This is a genomic window from Fibrobacter sp. (assembly GCF_017545445.1).
Classification (GTDB): Bacteria; Fibrobacterota; Fibrobacteria; order Fibrobacterales; family Fibrobacteraceae; genus Fibrobacter.
In genome coordinates this window covers 94,471-113,950 of the sequence record NZ_JAFWOM010000069.1, presented here as the reverse complement: position 1 = coordinate 113,950, position 19,480 = coordinate 94,471, and the positions used below count along the sequence as shown (strand labels likewise).

Annotated in this window: 17 protein-coding genes and 3 pseudogenes; 13 read left to right on the top strand and 7 right to left on the bottom strand. The window is 39.8% G+C overall.

Annotation, left to right across the window (positions count from 1 at the left end; genetic code table 11):
* Positions 1-37 precede the first annotated feature (37 nt).
* Positions 38-907 (top strand): ABC transporter permease, encoded by an 870-nt coding sequence (locus tag IKG78_RS08245; RefSeq protein WP_290942184.1) that lies wholly within the window; start codon positions 38-40, stop codon positions 905-907.
* Positions 908-924: 17 nt separating this feature from the next.
* On the opposite strand, the pseudogene IKG78_RS08240 reads toward IKG78_RS08245, so the two are convergent.
* From IKG78_RS08240 to IKG78_RS08225, 4 genes and pseudogenes are all read right to left on the bottom strand, one after another.
* Positions 925-1,773 (bottom strand): annotated as a pseudogene (locus tag IKG78_RS08240) (nucleotidyl transferase AbiEii/AbiGii toxin family protein).
* Positions 1,770-2,354: a hypothetical protein gene (locus IKG78_RS08235; protein ID WP_290942181.1), complete on the bottom strand. Its 585-nt coding sequence runs from the start codon at positions 2,352-2,354 to the stop codon at positions 1,770-1,772. The pseudogene IKG78_RS08240 and the gene IKG78_RS08235 overlap by 4 nt, the downstream one beginning before the upstream one ends.
* Before the next feature lie 490 nt (positions 2,355-2,844).
* The gene (locus IKG78_RS08230) at positions 2,845-3,624 is read right to left on the bottom strand and encodes a nucleotidyl transferase AbiEii/AbiGii toxin family protein (protein ID WP_290942291.1); all 780 of its coding nucleotides are present in this window, start codon (positions 3,622-3,624) and stop codon (positions 2,845-2,847) included.
* Positions 3,625-3,707: 83 nt separating this feature from the next.
* The gene (locus IKG78_RS08225; protein ID WP_290942178.1) at positions 3,708-4,367 is read right to left on the bottom strand and encodes a type IV toxin-antitoxin system AbiEi family antitoxin domain-containing protein; all 660 of its coding nucleotides are present in this window, start codon (positions 4,365-4,367) and stop codon (positions 3,708-3,710) included.
* Between the two features lie 186 nt (positions 4,368-4,553).
* On the opposite strand from IKG78_RS08225, the pseudogene IKG78_RS20315 reads away from it, so the two are divergent.
* Both IKG78_RS20315 and IKG78_RS08215 read left to right on the top strand, forming a co-directional pair.
* Positions 4,554-4,839 (top strand): annotated as a pseudogene (locus IKG78_RS20315) (hypothetical protein); the annotation flags it as partial.
* 946 nt (positions 4,840-5,785) lie between these two features.
* Positions 5,786-5,953 (top strand): hypothetical protein, encoded by a 168-nt coding sequence (locus IKG78_RS08215; protein WP_290942173.1) that lies wholly within the window; start codon positions 5,786-5,788, stop codon positions 5,951-5,953.
* A gap of 49 nt (positions 5,954-6,002) precedes the next feature.
* Here IKG78_RS08215 and IKG78_RS08210 read toward each other — a convergent pair.
* Both IKG78_RS08210 and IKG78_RS08205 read right to left on the bottom strand, forming a co-directional pair.
* Positions 6,003-6,809, bottom strand: a pseudogene (locus tag IKG78_RS08210) (nucleotidyl transferase AbiEii/AbiGii toxin family protein).
* Positions 6,806-7,600 (bottom strand): type IV toxin-antitoxin system AbiEi family antitoxin, encoded by a 795-nt coding sequence (locus IKG78_RS08205; RefSeq protein ID WP_290942170.1) that lies wholly within the window; start codon positions 7,598-7,600, stop codon positions 6,806-6,808. The pseudogene IKG78_RS08210 and the gene IKG78_RS08205 overlap by 4 nt, the downstream one beginning before the upstream one ends.
* Before the next feature lie 330 nt (positions 7,601-7,930).
* Here IKG78_RS08205 and IKG78_RS08200 point away from each other — a divergent pair, with 330 nt between their 5' ends.
* From IKG78_RS08200 to IKG78_RS08155, 10 genes are all read left to right on the top strand, one after another.
* Complete coding sequence (locus IKG78_RS08200; protein WP_290942167.1) at positions 7,931-9,190, top strand: ABC transporter ATP-binding protein; 1,260 nt, start codon at positions 7,931-7,933, stop codon at positions 9,188-9,190.
* Entirely contained in the window at positions 9,190-10,302 is a 1,113-nt protein-coding gene (locus IKG78_RS08195; protein WP_366075053.1) for a radical SAM protein, read from the top strand. The genes IKG78_RS08200 and IKG78_RS08195 overlap by 1 nt, the downstream gene beginning before the upstream one ends.
* Positions 10,299-11,267, top strand: a complete 969-nt coding sequence (locus IKG78_RS08190; RefSeq protein ID WP_290942160.1) for a polysaccharide pyruvyl transferase family protein — start codon at positions 10,299-10,301, stop codon at positions 11,265-11,267. The genes IKG78_RS08195 and IKG78_RS08190 overlap by 4 nt, the downstream gene beginning before the upstream one ends.
* A 317-nt stretch (positions 11,268-11,584) precedes the next feature.
* Positions 11,585-12,817, top strand: coding sequence for a type II toxin-antitoxin system HipA family toxin (locus IKG78_RS08185; RefSeq protein ID WP_290942157.1), 1,233 nt, complete (start codon positions 11,585-11,587; stop codon positions 12,815-12,817).
* Positions 12,818-12,826: 9 nt separating this feature from the next.
* Entirely contained in the window at positions 12,827-13,771 is a 945-nt protein-coding gene (locus IKG78_RS08180; RefSeq protein WP_290942154.1) for a glycosyltransferase family 2 protein, read from the top strand.
* A complete protein-coding gene (locus IKG78_RS08175; RefSeq protein WP_290942151.1) occupies positions 13,764-14,771 on the top strand; it encodes a glycosyltransferase family 2 protein in 1,008 nt (335 codons plus the stop codon). The genes IKG78_RS08180 and IKG78_RS08175 overlap by 8 nt, the downstream gene beginning before the upstream one ends.
* A 14-nt stretch (positions 14,772-14,785) precedes the next feature.
* The gene (locus IKG78_RS08170) at positions 14,786-15,751 is read left to right on the top strand and encodes a glycosyltransferase family 2 protein (RefSeq protein ID WP_290942148.1); all 966 of its coding nucleotides are present in this window, start codon (positions 14,786-14,788) and stop codon (positions 15,749-15,751) included.
* Between the two features lie 3 nt (positions 15,752-15,754).
* Positions 15,755-16,807 (top strand): glycosyltransferase family 2 protein, encoded by a 1,053-nt coding sequence (locus IKG78_RS08165; RefSeq protein ID WP_290942145.1) that lies wholly within the window; start codon positions 15,755-15,757, stop codon positions 16,805-16,807.
* A gap of 1 nt (position 16,808) precedes the next feature.
* Complete coding sequence (locus IKG78_RS08160; RefSeq protein WP_290942142.1) at positions 16,809-17,681, top strand: glycosyltransferase family 2 protein; 873 nt, start codon at positions 16,809-16,811, stop codon at positions 17,679-17,681.
* 13 nt (positions 17,682-17,694) lie between these two features.
* Entirely contained in the window at positions 17,695-18,408 is a 714-nt protein-coding gene (locus IKG78_RS08155; RefSeq protein ID WP_290942139.1) for a glycosyltransferase, read from the top strand.
* On the opposite strand, the gene IKG78_RS08150 is transcribed toward IKG78_RS08155, so the two are convergent.
* Positions 18,388-19,479: a glycosyltransferase gene (locus tag IKG78_RS08150; RefSeq protein ID WP_290942136.1), complete on the bottom strand. Its 1,092-nt coding sequence runs from the start codon at positions 19,477-19,479 to the stop codon at positions 18,388-18,390. The two genes, IKG78_RS08155 and IKG78_RS08150, sit on opposite strands and share 21 nt — an antisense overlap.
* Position 19,480 lies beyond the last annotated feature (1 nt).

The window sequence follows — 19,480 nt, the reverse complement described above, 5'->3', positions numbered from 1 at the left end:
TACCCATACCCAACCGAACAATTCAAAACAGCAGAACATGTCTCAAGAACAAGCGACACAATCTAGCGAATGGACCACGATCATCAAGCCGAAGGCGAGCCTCCTCGAAGTAGATTTCAAGGAACTTTGGCAGTATCGAGACCTTTACCGCATGTTCGTCAAGCGCGATATCGTCACATGGTACAAGCAGACCATTCTCGGGCCGCTGTGGTTCTTTATCCAGCCCATTATGACCACAGTCATGTTCATGGTCGTATTCGGCGGCATCGCAAAAATCAGCACAGACGGACTTCCGCAACCGCTGTTTTACCTTGCAGGCATCTGCCTCTGGACTTACTTTTCGGAATGTCTGAACCAGACGAGCAAAACGTTCATCGAAAACGCGAACATGTTCGGCAAGGTTTATTTTCCGCGACTCGTCGTGCCGCTCGCAACCGTTACAAGCAACCTCGTGCGACTCAGCATTCAAATGGGGCTATTCCTAATCGTCTATGCATATTACCTTATCTTCACTAACGCACCTGTGCACCCGAACATTTATCTGTTGCTCACGCCAGTACTCATTGCACTGAATGCGGCACTAGCGTTAGGCTTTGGCGTGCTGTTCAGCAGCCTCACCACCAAGTACCGCGACCTCACTTTTTTGCTCAGTTTCATCGTACAACTTTGGATGTACGCAACCCCAGTAATTTATCCGCTCAGCACCATCGAAGACCCTCGCCTCAAGATGCTCATGCAGGCAAACCCGCTCACCAGCATCATGGAAACGTTCAAATTCGGAATGCTCGGCGTCGGCGAATTCAGCTGGGCTGCACTCGGCTATACCGCAGGCTTCGCCGTTTTCATCCTCGCACTCGGAATTGTAGTATTCAACAAAATCCAACGCACGTTCATGGACACGGTGTAATTATAATTCGCCTCAGTTTACTTTTCAACAGCCGTTCTCAGAATATCAAACACACTATCACACACCTCTGAAAAGCTCTTTCCCGCAGCAAAGGCATATTCCTGTTGGTATTTCGTCCAACGATTATTCATATTTTCATCAGACACAACAGAGTTCATTATATTTTCAAAGTCATCTAATGATTTCAAATTGTTTCGGCTAGACATCGTATTGCGTATAGCTTCCGCAAGAATGTCCTTTTTTATTGTCTTTTTATATCTATTCCACAAAAGGTCTATATCGTAGAAGTCTCTTGAGCGAGTGTTTAAAACACTCCTAGAAAGTATGGCATCCAGTTTTTCCGCTAACAAGGTTTCCACGTTATACGAAAGTAATTCATAATCCCCATCATCGAACATCGACCAAAATAATTGAAGAACAGGTTTTGGCGTAATCGCATCACCAGTCGTAATATCAGCATAAAAAGAAACGGTCATCGGAGCAAACGAGGCCTGCAAATAAGCACGTAGGCCTGGGTAGGAATCCTTTTCGCGAATATCTTCAACTCCTTCAAAAGAAAATGAAAATCCATCTTACAAATCGATCGAGCATACAGACAATAAAATATCTTTTAGAGCCGACGGATTTACACTGAATCCAGTCGCCGTTGCGTCAATATCCATTGTCGTCCTCTTGGCAACCCCGACAAGCGAGGATGTCAAAAAGCCACCTTTCAAGATGAAATTATTGCGGTATTTAGACTCGGCCAAGCGAAACAGAAATCTTTCTAAAACGTATTTTTGCAAAACACCCTGCGCAGTCACTCCAGATTCAACAGCAATCTTCTTCACGGCGGCTTTTAATTTGGCAGCATTTGAAAATTTCATAACAGAATCTCCATATAGTTACGGACAAGTTTCTCTACATGAAGGATTTTTGCATAACTCATTAACAACGAGATATCCTTATCCCTGCTTTGCGCGTACTCCTTGAAAGCCTGATTCATCGTTTGGATATCGTTTCCACCGACAATATCGCACAATGTCCGTTCGATGTTGTAGCAGCGCACCATGTTACCATAGGGAGACACCACCTCTTGCAGACCTAGATTATAACGCCCAGCAACCACAATCTTGCATTTCAATCCGTTCCGTTTAGCAGCGCTCGCATTGTACCCCTTGGGAAAAGTCATGCAAAACACGTAAGGAATGCAGTCCGTTTTCTTCAAAAGATATAAAGCCGTATTTCCGGAAAAAACTCCCTGTGGATATGTATGCTGCCAAATGGCGAACTCATCTTCAAGCTGATCGGGCAGAAAATAGACTCCGCGCGCCCCCTTGCTCAACGTACCCGCCAAGACACACTCTGTCAAGGCGCGGCGCTGAAGCCCAACCTTTGAAACGTCCGTAGCCGTGACCATTCCATTACCTTTTTGAGCCATTTCGATGATTTTTTCACAATCTTTCATAGCTAGCCACTCCAAATTCGAACATTAGTGTATATTTTGCAGTGTTAAATATACCTAAAAGTTCAACCTTGATCAATATTACAGCCACAAATTCAAACTTACAGAACCATTTTTCATCATCAACTCCTACGGACAAACATAAAACCGCAGCGTTTAAAATTTTGAGCACTAGAACATTTGTTCACTACTAAATATAACCCCGAGGAAAGTCATTGTCAATACTTAGACAAAAAGGACCAAATTTGACCATGTTACCCACACATATTCGCCATTAGGCGGCTTTTAATCTATATTACACAACAAGATGACCGACTTTGTCATTGTGCAAGCACATGACCCGTCGGTTACGAAATATTGAAACATAAATGATTCGCAGCTTCGTAACCTAGGATGTCATTGCGAGGCCGAAGGCCGTTCAACGCACGTTCATGGATACGGTGTAATTACGTTACAATATTACTTAATTCCGTAACATTAAATGATCAGAAACTTAAAGTGACTCAAAGTGCCGAGAAATTTTCGCCAACTCAAGTAATTCCTTAGCACAATCAATAGTCTGCGACAAAGTTATTCCTTTAGCAAACGGATTCTTAGCAACAAACCTTCTCCAAAATTCATTTTGCCAAAAATCCACATTAATCGTTTCTAAAATCTGCGGATACCCTCCTAAAAGTTCAAAAGTATTCCGCCGGCGAGAAGTCACTTCAAGAGCAATCCTTAACGTTTCAAAATTTATTTCCTTTTTCTTCAACGCATAAAGCGTATATACATCGTAGAAATCTCTAGTTCGCGTATTAGCCACACCCCTCGAAATAATCGTATCGAGTTTTTCAGCAAAAATATTTTCTAGAGGATAAGCCAAAATCGGAATCATCTTGTCATCAAACACGCATTTATACACGTATTCTATTTCACATGGAATGATTGTATCACCCGTTGTAAGATCAACAGTCAAAGGAACTTTCATTTTCCCATAACGGCATTCAATAAACAGCCTAAGCCCCAGATAATCGTCTTTTTCTCTTATTTCTTCAATTCGGTCAAACAAAAATGACAACTGATCGGCAATATCTATGCCGCAAATTTCCTTAAAAATTGAATCAACATTTTCATAGCTGACGCTAAAACCCTTTACGGTCGCGTCGATGTCCATCGTAGAGCGGCTTCCGATTCCAAGAATAGAAGCTATCAAGAACCCACCCTTAATAACAAAATGATTGCGAAACCGAGAAACAGCAATTCTATCCAGCAAACGTTCTAGACAATACATTTGCAAGGTCGCCTGAGGCGTAATTCTATACTTTACAGACAAATCTTTCAGTATTGCCTTTAGCTGCATTTCGTTATTCGTAATCACAACAACACCTCTAAATACGCCCTGATTTTTTTTTCTACATGAAAAGTCTTTGCTAGCTGCATCAATTTCGGAATGTTCTTTTCTTTGCTGCCAACATACGTTTTTATCGCATAGGTTATTGTCTGAATATCCGCAGCAACCTTGGCCGTCATAATTTCGCACAAAGTCCTTTCCGCAGAATAGGCACGAACAATATTGCCCAATGGCGTTTTGACTTCTACAATTTCAAGAGGATAAAGATTTTTCGAAGAATGCTTTACCACAATTCCATTTTTCGCTAGAGAATACGAATGGTAAAAACCCTTAAATGTCATCGTCCACACAAACGGAGCGCGTTCTGTTAGAGAATGCAGAAACAACGCCGTTTCACACGAAAAAATGCCCATCGGGCAACGATGCTGCAAATTCAGAAGCTCATCTTCCTGAGCGGAAACCAACTGATACACCCCTCGCGCCACCCTTACGATTTGCCCGGCATCGGCAAGCTGTTTCAGGAACATCCTGTGGATACCCGCAAGAGAAGCCTCTTTCGCAGTAATCCGCCCCCCCCTTGCCGAGAGAAGGTTCATCAGTATTTTTTCCTTACTATTGACATTCATACTAATAAATATAAATAATATTAGTACACTCGTCAAAATATTCCATTCTATCATCATCACCTCCCTGCGAACAAGCGTAAAACCGCAGTAATTTGAATTTTTGAGCACTAGAACATTTGTTCACTATTAAATATAACCCCGAGGAAAGTCATTGTCAATACTTAGACAAAAAGGACCAAATTTGCCCACGTCAGCCACATACATTCACCATTAGACGGTTTTTAATCTATATTACTCAACAACATGACCGCCATCGAATTTGAAAATATCAGCAAGCAGTACCGCCTGGGGCTAGTGAGCACCGGGACGCTCAGCCACGACCTGAACAGATTTTGACGCCTACGGCGTCCGCTCCTTGACTCGGCAATAAGAAAGAACAAGTTCTTTCTTGCTGCACTCGCCTTCGGGCTACTGGCAGACCAAGGTGCTGCGCCGCGAGGACCCCTACCTCAAGGTGGGCGAAGTCAATGACCGCGCGCACAAGGGCGCAAGCGAATACGTGTGGGCCCTGAAGGACATCAACTTGCAGAAACCCTTATCGCTCGGCCATGGCCAAACAAGTTTGGTCGCGGCTCTCGCTCATCGGGAAGACCCAAATCAGCCATTTTTTTACCACATGGCATTGCAATCAAATGATGATTTAGATAAGGAAAATGAATTTCAAAAACTACTTAAAAAATACAATATTTTTGCCGCTACCATTGCACTATTTGTCAGCGATATACCCGTATCAGAATACATACACATCTTAAAAAATGAACCCGAAAAAAGCGCATCTTATTCAAAATTCTTTGTAGAAAACTACGTTAACCCAGATTCAGTCAAAATTACAGCGCCAGAACAAAAGCGAAATCTCATTCTAATTTATATAGAATCTATGGAAACAACATTTTCCGACAAAGAACATGGAGGCAATCAAGATACAAACCTCATTCCAGAAATTACGCAACTAGCACAGCAAAATATAAACTTTGGGAAAAGCAAAAATCATATTGGCGGTGGCGTTGATTCTTATGGTTCCGGGGCAACCTTTGCCGCAATGCTTTCTCGTTCTTTAGGGATTCTATTCGTTATCAATTATGACAAAACACCCATATTGCACCATTATAAAAGCCTTTATAAAATTCTAAATAAAAATGGATACAGACAAATTTTCTTTCAAGGGAATCCCGGATGTTTCAAGGAATTTCAAAATCTCGTGACTGATCACAAGATGGATGAAATCTACGGCCCTGATGATTTGATAGAACGAATGAACTTAGGTATTGAAGATTACATGGTAAAACAAGGCGGAAATCTACCAAAACACATCCATTGTAATCTTCGGCGACCACCTATTTATGGGAACTCGTTTAGTAAAAGACTTTCCTAACCGTAAATGGATCGACATATTTATAAATTCATCAAAAAAGCCATCATCAGAAGAAAACAGAGTTTTCTCAGACATCGACATGTTCCCGACGATTCTAAGCTCAATGAATTTTGACATCGAAGGCGACAAGCTCGGTTTTGGCACAGACCTTTTTAGCGACCAAAAAACACTCGTAGAAAGCATCGGCATAAACGACCTCAACGCTGAACTGGGTAAAATATCAAGTCACTTGGTACATGAAAGCTATATGCTTAGAAAAATTAGCGAATAAAGTAACCCATTTTGGCCTTACCCCATAATACGGGAAGGCAACGTAAAAGTCACTTTCTTCGACCAGGAAGTCTTTCTATAAAAGCGTCCCGAACCATCTGGAAAGCACGTTCCGGCTCAAATTTGTCAGCATCGGGCCGCAATAGCAATTCGGTATCGTCCAGAAAATCCGAATCTTGCATTTTCAGTTCCATATTCTGCATGAATTGCTTGTAGCTAGGAGACTTTTCTACAGAAAAATCCATGTACCGATTGTAGCACTCCATAACCTTTTGCACATCTACAGAACTTTTATCGAGTGCAACCTGCAGGTCAAACAAATCTCGTCCTTTTTTGCGCTGATACAAAGCACGGAGTTTCGTTCCGAGCAATTCTTCAAACGCATAAGTCGTAATTTCGCAGTCACCTCTAAACCAATCACTATTCACATTAAACTGCATGCTGCGTAAGCCAAGAACATTGAAATGCTAGAAACAATTAATTTCTATCTTCAATCGAATCGGCTGAACTGGAGGAACCTCGGATTCCATCCGAAAAAGCACCGTATTGTTATAGCGTCTGGGCTTTGTAACTCGATCCGGCATCCAGTCAAGAACCTCGCCAAGTCGGAAAAGAATCGGTTTTATCGGTCCTGGGTTAATCTGCACCAAGTCGATATCTTCACTATAGCGAGGTTGTGGTTGCAAATAAAGTTTATGTAAAGCAGTTCCACCTCGAAATGCCAATTCATTTTTCAAAAAATCGTCACTGAAGATATCCACAAGAGCACGGCAAATAATCAGGTCCTGTTCAACCATCGCAGGGTCCGTCCACGGGGCTTGTTCGGCCCAAGCCATAATAGAAGCGCGGTCTATCATAAGTCATCCACCTCGATGTTGACGTTGCCGTTTACATGCCAACGATTTGCCGGAACATTCCCTCTCCGGTCTTGATCGTTGCTCAACAAGATACTGTTCCAGGAACCTTGCGTCTTCAAAAACCGAAAAAGAGCATCAGCCTGATCTTGCCTCGAAAGTACATACTCGAGCAAATACCCTAATCGCTGAATAGTTGTAACAGACGTAAACGAAATCAGTCCATGCATACGCTCAATATCCACAGAATCCATGAGTTCGGCCAGCACCGTGGACGCACGCTGATAACCGCCAACATGCGACGCGAACTGCACAAGATCTATCGCGGTTAGCTCCGGCCCCGAATAACGCAACGTTCCGATTTCGGCATTTTTCTTCATGATGAACGCCTCCGGGATTTCTTGTCGATAATTCCAATCAAGAAAAGAATTCTTGCCAGACGCCTTGATCCGCGGCATAACAGTCATAACCTGCGTTTTCATGGCCCGCTGATGGGCGGCCCCGTGCATGGCAGCCGCCGACAACAACCCCACATAATATGGCTTACCGACATAATTCATCAAGCTGTCGATGTAATAATTCGGCGGCACAACGCCCTTCAGCTGATACTGGACCGGCACAATGACATAGAAACCGCGATATACGGATTGCACACGCCCACGGGACACTTGGCGCGACAGTTCCGTGTTTATACTCCTAGCGGGGCGTTCGATGAAAGCATCCTTTACATCGGCAATCGAGAATGTCGACTTGCCACGGATTTCCCTGCTATGTATCCACTCTCTTATATTCATTATATCGTCAAAGTCAACATTTTTTGTTATATTTGACCACTTTTTAAATAAATATACATTCTTTTGAGGAGTATAGCAACCACCGTCTAAAACATTTTTCATCATCACCTCCCTGCGAACAAGCGTAAAACCGCAGTAATTTGAATTTTTGAGCACTAGAACATTTGTTCACTATTAAATATAATTTTGAAGCCAGCTCCTGTCAATACTTAAAGAAAAATTTCTCTCTTTTTCTAAAAAATGGCGAATCCAACTAAAAAGGCCAAATTCGGCCATGTTACCCACACATATTCGCCATTAGGCGGTTTTTAATCTATATTACACAACAAGATGACCGCCATCGAATTTGAAAATATCAGCAAGCAGTACCGACTGGGGCTAGTGAGCACCGGGACGCTCAGCCACGACCTCAACAGGTTCTGGCAGACCAAGGTGCTGCGCCGCGAAGACCCCTACCTCAAAGTAGGCGAAGTCAACGACCGCGCGCACAAGGGCGCAAGCGAATACGTGTGGGCCCTCAAGGACATCAACTTCAAGGTGGAACAGGGCGACGTCGTGGGAATCATCGGGCGTAACGGCGCCGGCAAGAGCACGCTCCTCAAGCTGCTGAGCCGCGTGACCGCCCCCACCACCGGCACCATCCGCGCACGGGGCCGCATTGCAAGCCTCCTCGAAGTGGGCACCGGGTTCCACCCGGAGATGACCGGTCGCGAGAATATCTACATGAACGGCGCCATCATGGGCATGAGCCGCGCCGAGATTACCCGCAAGCTAGACGAAATCGTGGACTTCAGCGGCTGCGAACGCTACCTGGACACCCCCGTGAAGCGCTACAGCAGCGGCATGACCGTACGCCTCGGGTTCGCCATCGCGGCACACCTGGAACCCGAAATCCTCGTGGTGGACGAAGTGCTTGCCGTCGGCGACGCCGAATTCCAGAAGAAAGCCATCGGCAAGATGCAGGACGTAAGCCGCGGAGAAGGCCGAACCGTGCTGTTCGTGAGCCATAATATGGGCGCGGTGAAAAGCCTATGCACAAGAGGACTAGTCTTAAACAACGGTGAAATAGCGTTCAGCGGCAATATTGACAATTCTATAGATTACTATCTCAAATATGGTTCAACCATTCTCCAAACTCGTATGGTTGATACAATAACCCAAAAATTGCCATTCATATCAATAGAATCTATAAAACTCAACCAAAACGAGTCCACACAACAAACAATCGTGCCAAATCAAGAAAGTCTTGAAATTGAAATAAATGGAAATTCTCTTCAAAAATTTACGAGCAATATAAAATTAATTTTCAAAACAACCAGCAATCTTCCTTTAGCAACACTCGCCGAATCAACCTATAAAGGACAATTATTACATTTTGAAGCCGGACATTTTACAATTAAACGGAATATCAAACTTCCTAAATATTTAAATCACGGTAATTTAATTCTTGACTTACTTTTGTACAATAAAAGCATCCATTATTTTCATAGCCCTCATTTAGCAAACCTAGAAATATGCGGAAGTACGGACGCATTAGGACAACCCTTAAACATACCTCTTGAAGGATTTGCAGGATTGGAAACTATATAATGAGACGATTTCTAGAATGCCTAATACCAAATTCTACTTGTAATTTGGAATGCAGTTACTGCTACTTAATACAGCAAGGAAGGCGTAAACAAGATCCTGGCCATTACAATTATTCGCCAGAAATAATAGGCAAATCGCTTTCAAAAAAACGTCTTGGGGGGACCTCCCTCATCTCAATGACAGCTCAAGGAGAAACTCTACTATCAAAAGAGTTACCCCAAATCACAAAGGAAATTCTTAAACAAGGTCATTTTGTAAATATAACCACAAACGGGACAATTTCTAACAAATTTGACGTATTATTAAACGAGACCGAGGGCTACCACAACCATCTTCACTTTTCTTTTTCGTTTCACTACATTGAATTAAAAAAAAGAAATTTATTAGAGACGTTCTTTAAGAACATCCGCAAAGTCCGTGAAGCAGGATGTTCAATCCTTCTTCAAATTAATTTAGTTGATGAATATATCCCTTATTGGGAAGACATAAAAAAACTATCCCTAGAGCACGTAGGCGCACTTCCCCAAGTTGCTTTAACCCGAGACGAAAGTAATAATACATTCACACCAATGACAAAGCTATCATTTGAAGAATACAAACACATTGGTAGTGAAATGAATTCGCCATTATTCGAATTTACATGCAAAAATTTCATGGTCAAAAGAAAAGAGTTTTGTTACGCAGGATATTGGAGCGCCACCTTAGATATGGCATCAGGTATACTTACCGGATGCTACGGGAATGGATTTAAATACAATATTTTTGAAAAACCAGAAGAACCAATTCCATTTCATCCAATCGGAAGAAATTGTACTTGCAAATACTGCCTCAACTCATCACACTTTCTCTCTCAAGGATGTATACCATCTCTTATGCCCCTCCCATCTTATGGGCAGCTACGAAATAGAAAAGAAGCACACTGGTATACAAAAGAAATGGAGGAATTCCTATATGAGCAATTTGAAGACGTCAATCCACCAATAAAATTTATTCAAAAAACAGAATTTGAAATTACATCTTTTTTCACGCACATTCCTTTTTTATTCCGTAAATTCATATTCAGATTACACTTTAGGAATGCATTACAACGACTGATAAAAATAATTTCATGAATTACTTAAAAAAATTATTAGAACTTCGCCAAATAATCAATCAGCAGTTACTTCCGCTGATTGATTTTAATTACGTTTATCTAGAATTACCTTATTACGAAAACATTGGCGACACACTCATTTGGGAAGGGACTCTGCGATTTTTAAAGCAGGTAAAGCACAAATGTTTGTATAGTGCAAGTTTATCTACATATTACAATCACAACATTCCTAAAGACACTCTTATACTATTACAGGGCGGCGGAAATTTTGGTGACCTCTGGGAAAGACATCACAAATTTCGCAAAGAAATTATTGAATTACATCCTCAAAACAGAGTTATAATTTTTCCACAAACAGTCTGGTACGAAAATTCTGAAAACATCAAAAAAGATGAAACCTTCTTTGCGCAACATCCCAATGTGACAATGTGCGCCCGTGATAAAGTTTCGTACTCATTCATGAAGGAACACTTCCCCAAAAATACAATCCTTCTCGTTCCCGACATGGCCTTCTTTATAGATTTTGAAAAATACGGCCAAATCAACAATAAAGAAACTGGAAAAGTTCTATACGCCAAACGCCTGGATAAAGAATTAAAAACAGACACGACACCAAGTTTCATCCCACCAAATGCAGAAATTCACGACTGGCCAACATTCGAATACAAAGCCACTAAATACGACCGTGCAGATTACATCGTTGGCTGGCTAAACTTTTTTGCAAATATCAAAGGAGTCAAACCAATTAACCGCCTGATAGATCTGATGCGAATACATTTCTACCGTCCGCAATACTTAAAAGATTGCATCAACTTTATAAACCAATATGATACAATCTACTCTACACGTTTGCACATAGCCATCGCATCAGCCATGATGGGCAAAACCGTGTATCTAATGGATAATTCATACGGGAAAAATTCAAACTTTTACGACACTTGGCTGACAGATATGGAGAACGTGGATAAAGAAATTCAAGATTAAAATCCTAGTCCTCAAAAAATATTCCCGTTCGGGAATATTTTCGCATATTTTGCAGTAGTCCTTATTGATTTTCCCGTTCGGGAATATTATATTTAAGACATGGACATCCAAAGTGCAAAAGACATTTCGGCAGCAATAAAGAATAGACGCAAAAGCCTCAAACTAACGCAAGCAGAATGCGCTGCATTTTGTGGTGTCGGACTCCGTTTTTTCTCGGAACTTGAAAATGGCAAACAGACCCTTCACCTAGAAAAAGTTCTTCATGTGATGTTGATGTTAGGCCTCAAAATCCAGGTTAGCGAAAACGGAGATAGCAAATGAAGTTGTCGGTCTATCTAGGCGAAAATCTAGCGGGTCACCTGACATCTACGGCCCAAAACGGAGTCGTCTTTTCATACGATCCGGCCTATATCGAAGCAGGGCTTCCACCGCTTTCCCTTTCGCTTCCGTTGAGCACGAATGAATATCCTCAAAAAAAGTGCTTACCATTTTTCGAAGGACTTTTACCAGAAGGAGATGTCAAAAAAAGAATTTCCGACTATTTACATGTTTCCGAGACAAGCACTCTCAAACTACTTAAGGAACTCGGCGGAGAATGCGCCGGAATGGTCTCAATTCTGCCTGAAGGTGAACAAAACAAGATCCAAAGCACTTATACTTTTTCACCAGAAAATTACGAAACATTATCTCAAAAGAATTTAGTCGAGTACATCAGAAACATAGACGCCCGCCCCTTACTCAAGGCCAAAGAAAAGCTCCGTCTTTCACTTGCCGGAGCACAAGAAAAGCTCCCCCTCGCCTATAAAAACGGGAAATTTTATATGCCTAAAAATGGAGCCCCATCGACTCATATCGTCAAACCCACAGGGCAAGGTACACTTTCTACACTATCTGCCAATGAATACATCTGCATGAAGTTGGCAGAACAATCCGGATTGCAAGTTCCAAATACAAAACTTATACAGATTGAGGACGTAGAATTTCTCTTAATAGAGCGTTATGACCGCCTCTGCAAAGGCAACGAGATATCACGCCTGCACCAAGAAGACGCCTGCCAAGCACTCGGAATATTGAGCAACAACAAATACCAGAACGACGGTGGTCCAAGTATCGCAGACATATACACGCTCATAAAAACACAGACTACTATTCCTTTGCTAGAAACACGCGCATTCTTGCAATACCTACTTTTCAACTTCATTATCGGGAACTGCGACGCCCATGGGAAAAACTATTCTTTGATATTCCAAGACAATTCTGTGAAACTGACGCCCATGTACGATACGGTTTGTACTCTAGCCTACCCAAACCTCACGCAAAAGCTTTCAATGAAAATCGGCAAGCATTACGAAATTCAAAAAGTAAATCAGGCCGATTTTGAAATGCTGGGAAATCAAATCGGATTAAAGCCCAAAACAATTCTAGACACATTCAATGGCCTCGTCGAAAAAATCGACAATGCATTCGAAATCATCAAGAACGACCCCATTCTTAAAAAACATAGCGACATACTAGAAACTATTCAGCACAAGCTGATAAGGACAATATAGGAGAAAAAAATGCCCCAGCCTTTAGTCTCCATCATTGTCCCCATTTACAAAGTCGAGCCATACCTGCGACGTTGTTTAGATAGTATAGTCAACCAGACCTATACAAATTTGGAAATCATCCTTGTGGATGACGGCTCTCCTGATAATTGTCCACAAATTTGCGACGAATACGCAGCAAAAGACAAACGCATCGTTGTCATCCATAAAGAAAATGGCGGACTATCCGACGCAAGAAATGCAGGCCTTGACATTTGCAAAGGCGAGTATATTTCGTTTGTAGATAGCGATGACTGGGTTGATGAAAAATATATTGAAATTTTACTTGATTTAGCGATAAAAGAAAATGCAGATATTGCAGTTGGAAAGCATGAAAAAACAACCAACAATATTGCGAGTCAAACAGTATTACAATCAGAGTATTCATCACTAAATTCAATTCAAGCTATAGAAAATCTTTTTGGAAAAAACAGCCTTACATTTACTGTTTCATGGGGAAAAATATACAAGAGAAATCTTTGGAAATCTTTGAGATTTCCCAAAGGGAAATTATACGAAGACGCGTACCTAAGTCATATTTTATATGATCTTTCAAAAAAAATATGTTTCTCCAATAACGTCATTTATTATTACTTTCAACGCCCCAATAGCATTATGGGAATGACTAAAGATCCCATTCATGCATTAGAGCCTCAAATACTTTTATATAAATACTTAATGAAGAGACATCCACAGCAAACACATTTAATGTACCCTAAAATATGTTGGGACTGTCTTTGGGCATACAAAAACACATCAGACCCCCAAAAAATTTTTTACGCAAGATATTTTTTCAATAAATACCCTAATAAACCGCACTCTATCCTAACATTAATACTATATGTTAGTCTTAAGTTTCCTCTTTTTTTTATTATCTTAAAAAACATCACTTCTACTTTTAGTAAAATTCATGAATAATTCAGAAAAAATACTATCCATTGTGGTCCCTACATATAATATGGAGAAATATTTACACAGCTGTCTAGATTCAATAACAAAAGAAGACGTTCCTTCTAATTTGGATATAATATTAGTCAATGACGGTAGCACAGATTACTCTCTTCAGATAATGCAAGAATACGAAAAAAGAAGACCTGACATCATAACTATAATTGACAAACCCAATGGTCATTATGGTTCTTGCATAAACGCAGGATTAAGCATTGCTAAAGGCAAATATTTTAGGCCCCTAGATGCTGATGACTGGGTTAATACCGATGCACTTATAGATTTTATAAAAAAACTAAAAACAACAAATGCAGATTTAGTCATTACCCCACGAACTGAAATTACAAATCAAAAAAAAATTTTTTCTCTTAACATAGAAGAAAACAACCTATTTCTAATAAACAACCTTCGAAGCAAAAATATTAACGATATCAGTGGTATTTTAAGCATGCATTCCATGACCTACCGATTAGAACTTCTAAAAAACCATCATTTAACGCTTTTAGAAGGTGTATGCTATACTGATATGGAATACTACCTCATTCCCCTACAATACTCAAAAACCTTTATCTTCTTTAATTTAGAATTATACCAATATCGTCTAGGGAGAGAAGGCCAATCAATGGAAACTGCTCAATTTGAAAAAAACAGGCACCACTTAGCAATGGTAATAAATTCCATTTTAAATAAAACCCCTATGTACCTAAATTCAATCGAATACAACATAATGCTAAATCAGCTAATCAGATATTACGGCATGGTATTATTTAATATTATTTCAAATGATACAGACAATAAGGACATGAAAATTTTATATAGCTCAATAAAACACACACAACCCCACCTTTGGACTGAAATTAATAAAGCCCTTCATTTTTTTCCTTTCATTTGGAACATAACCGGAATAAATTTTAATTTTTATTCAAAATTAAAATTTGCCATTGGGAAAAAACAATTATTTCATTCATAAAATAATTAACATCGATGCAAAAACCAAATTCCTTAATATCTATAATCATTCCAATCTATAAAGTCGAGCCCTATCTTCGACGTTGCCTGAACAGCATCGTCAATCAAACCTATACAAATCTCGAGATTATTCTCGTTGACGACGGTTCTCCTGACAGTTGCCCACAAATCTGTGATGAGTACGCAGTAAAAGACAACCGCATCATAGTCATTCACAAAAGAAACGGTGGACTTTCTGACGCTCGGAATGCAGGTCTTAACATTTGCAAGGGCGAATATATTTCGTTTGTAGATAGCGACGATTGGGTTGATGAAAAATATATTGAAATTTTACTTGAATTAGCGATTAAAGAAAATGCAGATATTGCCATTGGAGAAAATATTCAAACAAACGACATTTGCAATAAGCCTAACAACATTTCTAAAATACAAATATATTCTTCAAAAGAAGCCCTTTATCACTTATTTTCACAAGACCATATAGCATTTACAATTTCTTGTGGAAAACTCTACAGAAAAGAATTATTTTCCAATCTGCATTTTCCAATTGGGAAATATCACGAAGACGAATACACAACATACATTCTATTTTACCATTCAAAAAAGATTGTATATACAAACTGCATTCTATACTACTATTTTCGACATTCCAATAGTATAACAGGAAGCCGCCATCCATGGGATGTTCTTGAAGTCTTTGAACAACGCTATCTTTTTTTTAAAGATAAAAACGAAAAAGACTTGTTACCATTATTAATCGTTCCTCTTTGTTGGCAACTGCTATGCGCTTATTGGTTTGAATCTAATAAAACACCAATCAAAGCAAAAAAACATCTTTCTGATTTTCAAAAATACACTCAGGAAGAAAGTTTTTCCCAAGTTCCTTTATTTCATAAATTCTTTTTAAAGATATTTTCCAAATTTCCTTTTCTATACATTCTCTGCAGAAAACTCCCTTTCCACATTAGAAAGGAATTTTGATTTATGATTAAAATTTCAGTTATCATTCCCGTTTATAAAGTTCCACTAAAATATCTACGAGCATGTTTAGATTCATTAGTCGCCCAAACTATGCAGGAATGCGAATTTATCGTTGTTTCTGATGGAGCTCCAGAAACGGAATGTTCAGTTTGTGAAGAATATGCCACAAGAGATTCTAGGTTCAAATTTTTCAAACATGACCATTGCGGGGTATCTGCGACGCGCAATTTCGGTATAAAACAAGCAAAAGGCGAATATATAACCTTTGTGGATAGCGATGATCGAATTACAGAAACTTTTTGTGAAAAAATATATAATAAAGCAAAAGAATGGAATTCTGACATTTTATTATTCGAACAGGTTTCCCAAAAAAAGAACAATATTTTTCATTACCATCTATACAAACATGACATTTCTATAGCATCGCCTATTCAGTATAGAAACATGCTTACAAGATTATATTTTCCCAAAAACAACAACGGTCTTATACTAGCTGGAGTATGTTGTAAAGCATACCGCCGATTATTCATTCAGGAAAACAACATACTATTTCAAACCGAATTACATTATTCCGAAGATCAATATTTCTGTTTAAACGCCTTTTTAAAAACAAATAAAATTTCTTATTTGGCAAATTCTCATTTTTACATTCAAGTCTGTAGATTCAATTCCGCATCCCAAACCTATAAAGCAAATTATGAGAATGAGATTTATTTTTATCTAGAATCCATCAACAATATAGCAAAGATGTATTCAGATTTAATTCCTACAGAACTATTTTACAACAGAACTATTCAATGTATTTTATATACTCTAGATAAATGTATTTATAGACCCGACAAAAACATTTCTACAAACCAAAGGAAATCAACATTTTTATCTTTTTTAAACAACCCTTATTGTAAAGAATCCCTCATTAATTTCAATAGACACTGTTTTACCCTTACCGAAAAAATTGCATGCCATCTTTGCAGGAAAAAAGCATTTTGGACTCTGCTTTTAGTTAGTAAAAAATGGCATATTCAACAGTTCATCGAGTCTTTCAAAAACTACTAGAATGTCCTTCATCACCGTCTTCACCCCCACTTACAACCGCAGGCAATTGATAGACTACCTCTATCAATCGCTTTTAGCACAATCCAATAAAAGTTTCGAATGGTTGGTTGTGGATGATGGTAGCACGGATGACACCGATGAATATTTCTCTGAATTACTTTCGAAACAACATCCATTCCCTATTCGCTACTTAAAACAGGAAAACGGAGGGAAACATAGAGCAATAAATCGTGGGGTTCAAAACGCAAACGGAGAATTATTCTTCATTGTAGATTCCGATGACACATTACTCCCTAATACAATTGAGAAAATCAACCAATGGGTCACAACTTTAGACGCATCACACAAATGGTGTGGAATTGCAGGATTACGCGGTTTCACAAATAATAAAGTCATCGGCCAACAGCCTTCCACTGATTTTGTTGATGCAAAAAATACGGAACGCCGAAAATACCATCTAGAAGGTGACAAAGCCGAAATTTATTTTACTGAAGTCCTAAAAAAATATCCGTTTCCTGAAATTCCTGGAGAAAACTTCATTTCTGAAGAGATTGTATGGAACGCCATCGCGCGAGATGGTTATTACCTACGCTGGTTCAACGAAATCATTTACATCTGCTCCTATTTAGAAGGCGGACTAACAAAAGATAACTCTAAAGACAAACGTAATCCTCAAGGTCGTTTACTTTGGGCTAAGGGACAACTAGAGGCATTTCCTAATTCGTGGAGAGATCGATTTCTCGCAATTGGCATATATCGACATGCTGTTTGCAAAACAGAATCTATACATCAAACAGCAAAAAAATTAGGCGTTTCAAGAGCATCCGTACTTTTAGCCTCAATACTATTATCACTATACAACCACACTTTTTAGTCAAGTATTCCAAATGATTCCCAAAGTCATACATTACTGCTGGTTTGGTCACAATCCACTTCCGCCATTAGCACAAAAATGCATTGCATCTTGGCGAAAGTTTTTTCCTGATTATGAGATCAAGGAATGGAACGAAGATAATTTTGACGTAAACTCTATTCCATATACAGCGCAAGCTTACAAGCACAAAAAATACGCTTTTGTCAGCGATTACGCTCGATTTAAAACTCTATATGAAAATGGCGGAATCTATTTCGATACAGATGTAGAAGTCATCAAACCCATGGACGACATTCTCGCAAAAGGAGCTTATTTCGGTCGCGAAAATGAGAGTTACTTCGCATGCAACCCCGGTCTTGGATTTGCCTGCGAGCCCAAATTTCATCTATTAAAAGAAATGCTGGACATATACGCAAATCTGCAATTCGAAACTTCCGACGGTGAACTTAACAAGAAGACGATTGTTGAATATTTTTCCGAACATCTATTAAAAAAAGGACTACAGTCCCAAACTGGAATCATCGAATTTGAAGGGGTTTACATATACCCGCCAGATTACTTTTGTCCCAAACCTTCCGAGTTTGGCAAAATTCAAATTTCAGAGAACACACGCACAATACATCATTACGCAGCTTCTTGGATTGGCCCGAAGCAACGCTTCGCAAATTTATTGATTCAAATTTTTGGGAAAAAACTGATTCTAAAATTATGGAATCTGATAAAGTGATTCTAACATTTTATAACAAGTTCTTATATCAAATCGTCCGCTTTTTATCTGCGGTTGTTCGCGATTAACCACAAGCTCCATCAAGCCAAGTTTTTCACACCAAGGCATAATATCATCAATCAGCAATGGATAAACATTCTCCGTAATCGCAGTTTCTTTCGGCACAGCATCGCTAACAACGCAAGGCAACCCATTATACTGAGCTTCCACCAAAGTCATGGGGAACGCTTCGCGAGTCGAAGGTAACAGCAGCACATCCATCGCACCATAATATGGAACTATATCTTTTTGCAAGCCTGCGAATATAACTCTATTTTCAAATCCTAACTTTTTCACCATTTCCTGAATTTCCTGCTGCAACGGACCATTCCCTACAAGCAACAGCCAGCAATTAGAACGTTGACGCAGAACTCTTTCAAATAATCGAACAATAAACTTGTGATTTTTCTCCGGAAAAAAACGTCCCACATGCCCAATTACAAAATCATCTTCCTTAATTCCATACTTCGCACGAATTTCTTGGCGAGATTTTTCGCTAAACTTAAACCGTTCCGGGTCAATGGCATTCGGGAGTATCGTCACTTTGCCTTTCTTTAGCGCATTTTTGCCCCAGCCGTTAATGGCGGCGGCTTCACCGCAGGCAAGCCAATGAGTCGCGAACAATTTGCAGGGGATGCGGAACAAAGCACAAAGGAGCCCCCACTTCGAATACGCTTGATGATGATGGGCGATTCGTTTTTTTATTCCAGCGAGCATCGCCAAAAAACACACGTAGCAGTTCATGTACCAATCAAGATGACTGTGAACCACATCGTAATGGCCCTTGCGAAACATTTTGAACATCGTCCAAAGATGTTTAAATGGATGATGTACTTTATCCGGAATCTGAATGCAGTTGAATCCAGCCTCATTGAATCGTTCCAAAATCTGTGGATTCGGATCATACTGGAACAACAAATCAAAATGAATATCACGCATTCGTGAACAATAGTTCAAAACAACTTGTTCCGACCCCCCGCCCACAATCCCGTGAAGCACCTGACAAACACGAATTTGCTTTGAATTGGACATA

Coding starts and splice junctions, on each gene's coding strand:
- IKG78_RS08195 (WP_366075053.1), top strand. CDS start 9,190: ATGAGACGATTTCTAGAATGCCTAATACCAAATTCTACTTGTAATTTG.
- IKG78_RS08175 (WP_290942151.1), top strand. CDS start 13,764: ATGAATAATTCAGAAAAAATACTATCCATTGTGGTCCCTACATATAAT.
- IKG78_RS08205 (WP_290942170.1), bottom strand. CDS start 7,600: ATGAATATAAGAGAGTGGATACATAGCAGGGAAATCCGTGGCAAGTCG.
- IKG78_RS08170 (WP_290942148.1), top strand. CDS start 14,786: ATGCAAAAACCAAATTCCTTAATATCTATAATCATTCCAATCTATAAA.
- IKG78_RS08160 (WP_290942142.1), top strand. CDS start 16,809: ATGTCCTTCATCACCGTCTTCACCCCCACTTACAACCGCAGGCAATTG.
- IKG78_RS08150 (WP_290942136.1), bottom strand. CDS start 19,479: ATGTCCAATTCAAAGCAAATTCGTGTTTGTCAGGTGCTTCACGGGATT.
- IKG78_RS08230 (WP_290942291.1), bottom strand. CDS start 3,624: ATGTATTGTCTAGAACGTTTGCTGGATAGAATTGCTGTTTCTCGGTTT.
- IKG78_RS08180 (WP_290942154.1), top strand. CDS start 12,827: ATGCCCCAGCCTTTAGTCTCCATCATTGTCCCCATTTACAAAGTCGAG.
- IKG78_RS08155 (WP_290942139.1), top strand. CDS start 17,695: ATGATTCCCAAAGTCATACATTACTGCTGGTTTGGTCACAATCCACTT.
- IKG78_RS08225 (WP_290942178.1), bottom strand. CDS start 4,367: ATGATGATAGAATGGAATATTTTGACGAGTGTACTAATATTATTTATA.
- IKG78_RS08185 (WP_290942157.1), top strand. CDS start 11,585: ATGAAGTTGTCGGTCTATCTAGGCGAAAATCTAGCGGGTCACCTGACA.
- IKG78_RS08215 (WP_290942173.1), top strand. CDS start 5,786: ATGAATTTTGACATCGAAGGCGACAAGCTCGGTTTTGGCACAGACCTT.
- IKG78_RS08245 (WP_290942184.1), top strand. CDS start 38: ATGTCTCAAGAACAAGCGACACAATCTAGCGAATGGACCACGATCATC.
- IKG78_RS08165 (WP_290942145.1), top strand. CDS start 15,755: ATGATTAAAATTTCAGTTATCATTCCCGTTTATAAAGTTCCACTAAAA.
- IKG78_RS08190 (WP_290942160.1), top strand. CDS start 10,299: ATGAATTACTTAAAAAAATTATTAGAACTTCGCCAAATAATCAATCAG.
- IKG78_RS08200 (WP_290942167.1), top strand. CDS start 7,931: ATGACCGCCATCGAATTTGAAAATATCAGCAAGCAGTACCGACTGGGG.
- IKG78_RS08235 (WP_290942181.1), bottom strand. CDS start 2,354: ATGAAAGATTGTGAAAAAATCATCGAAATGGCTCAAAAAGGTAATGGA.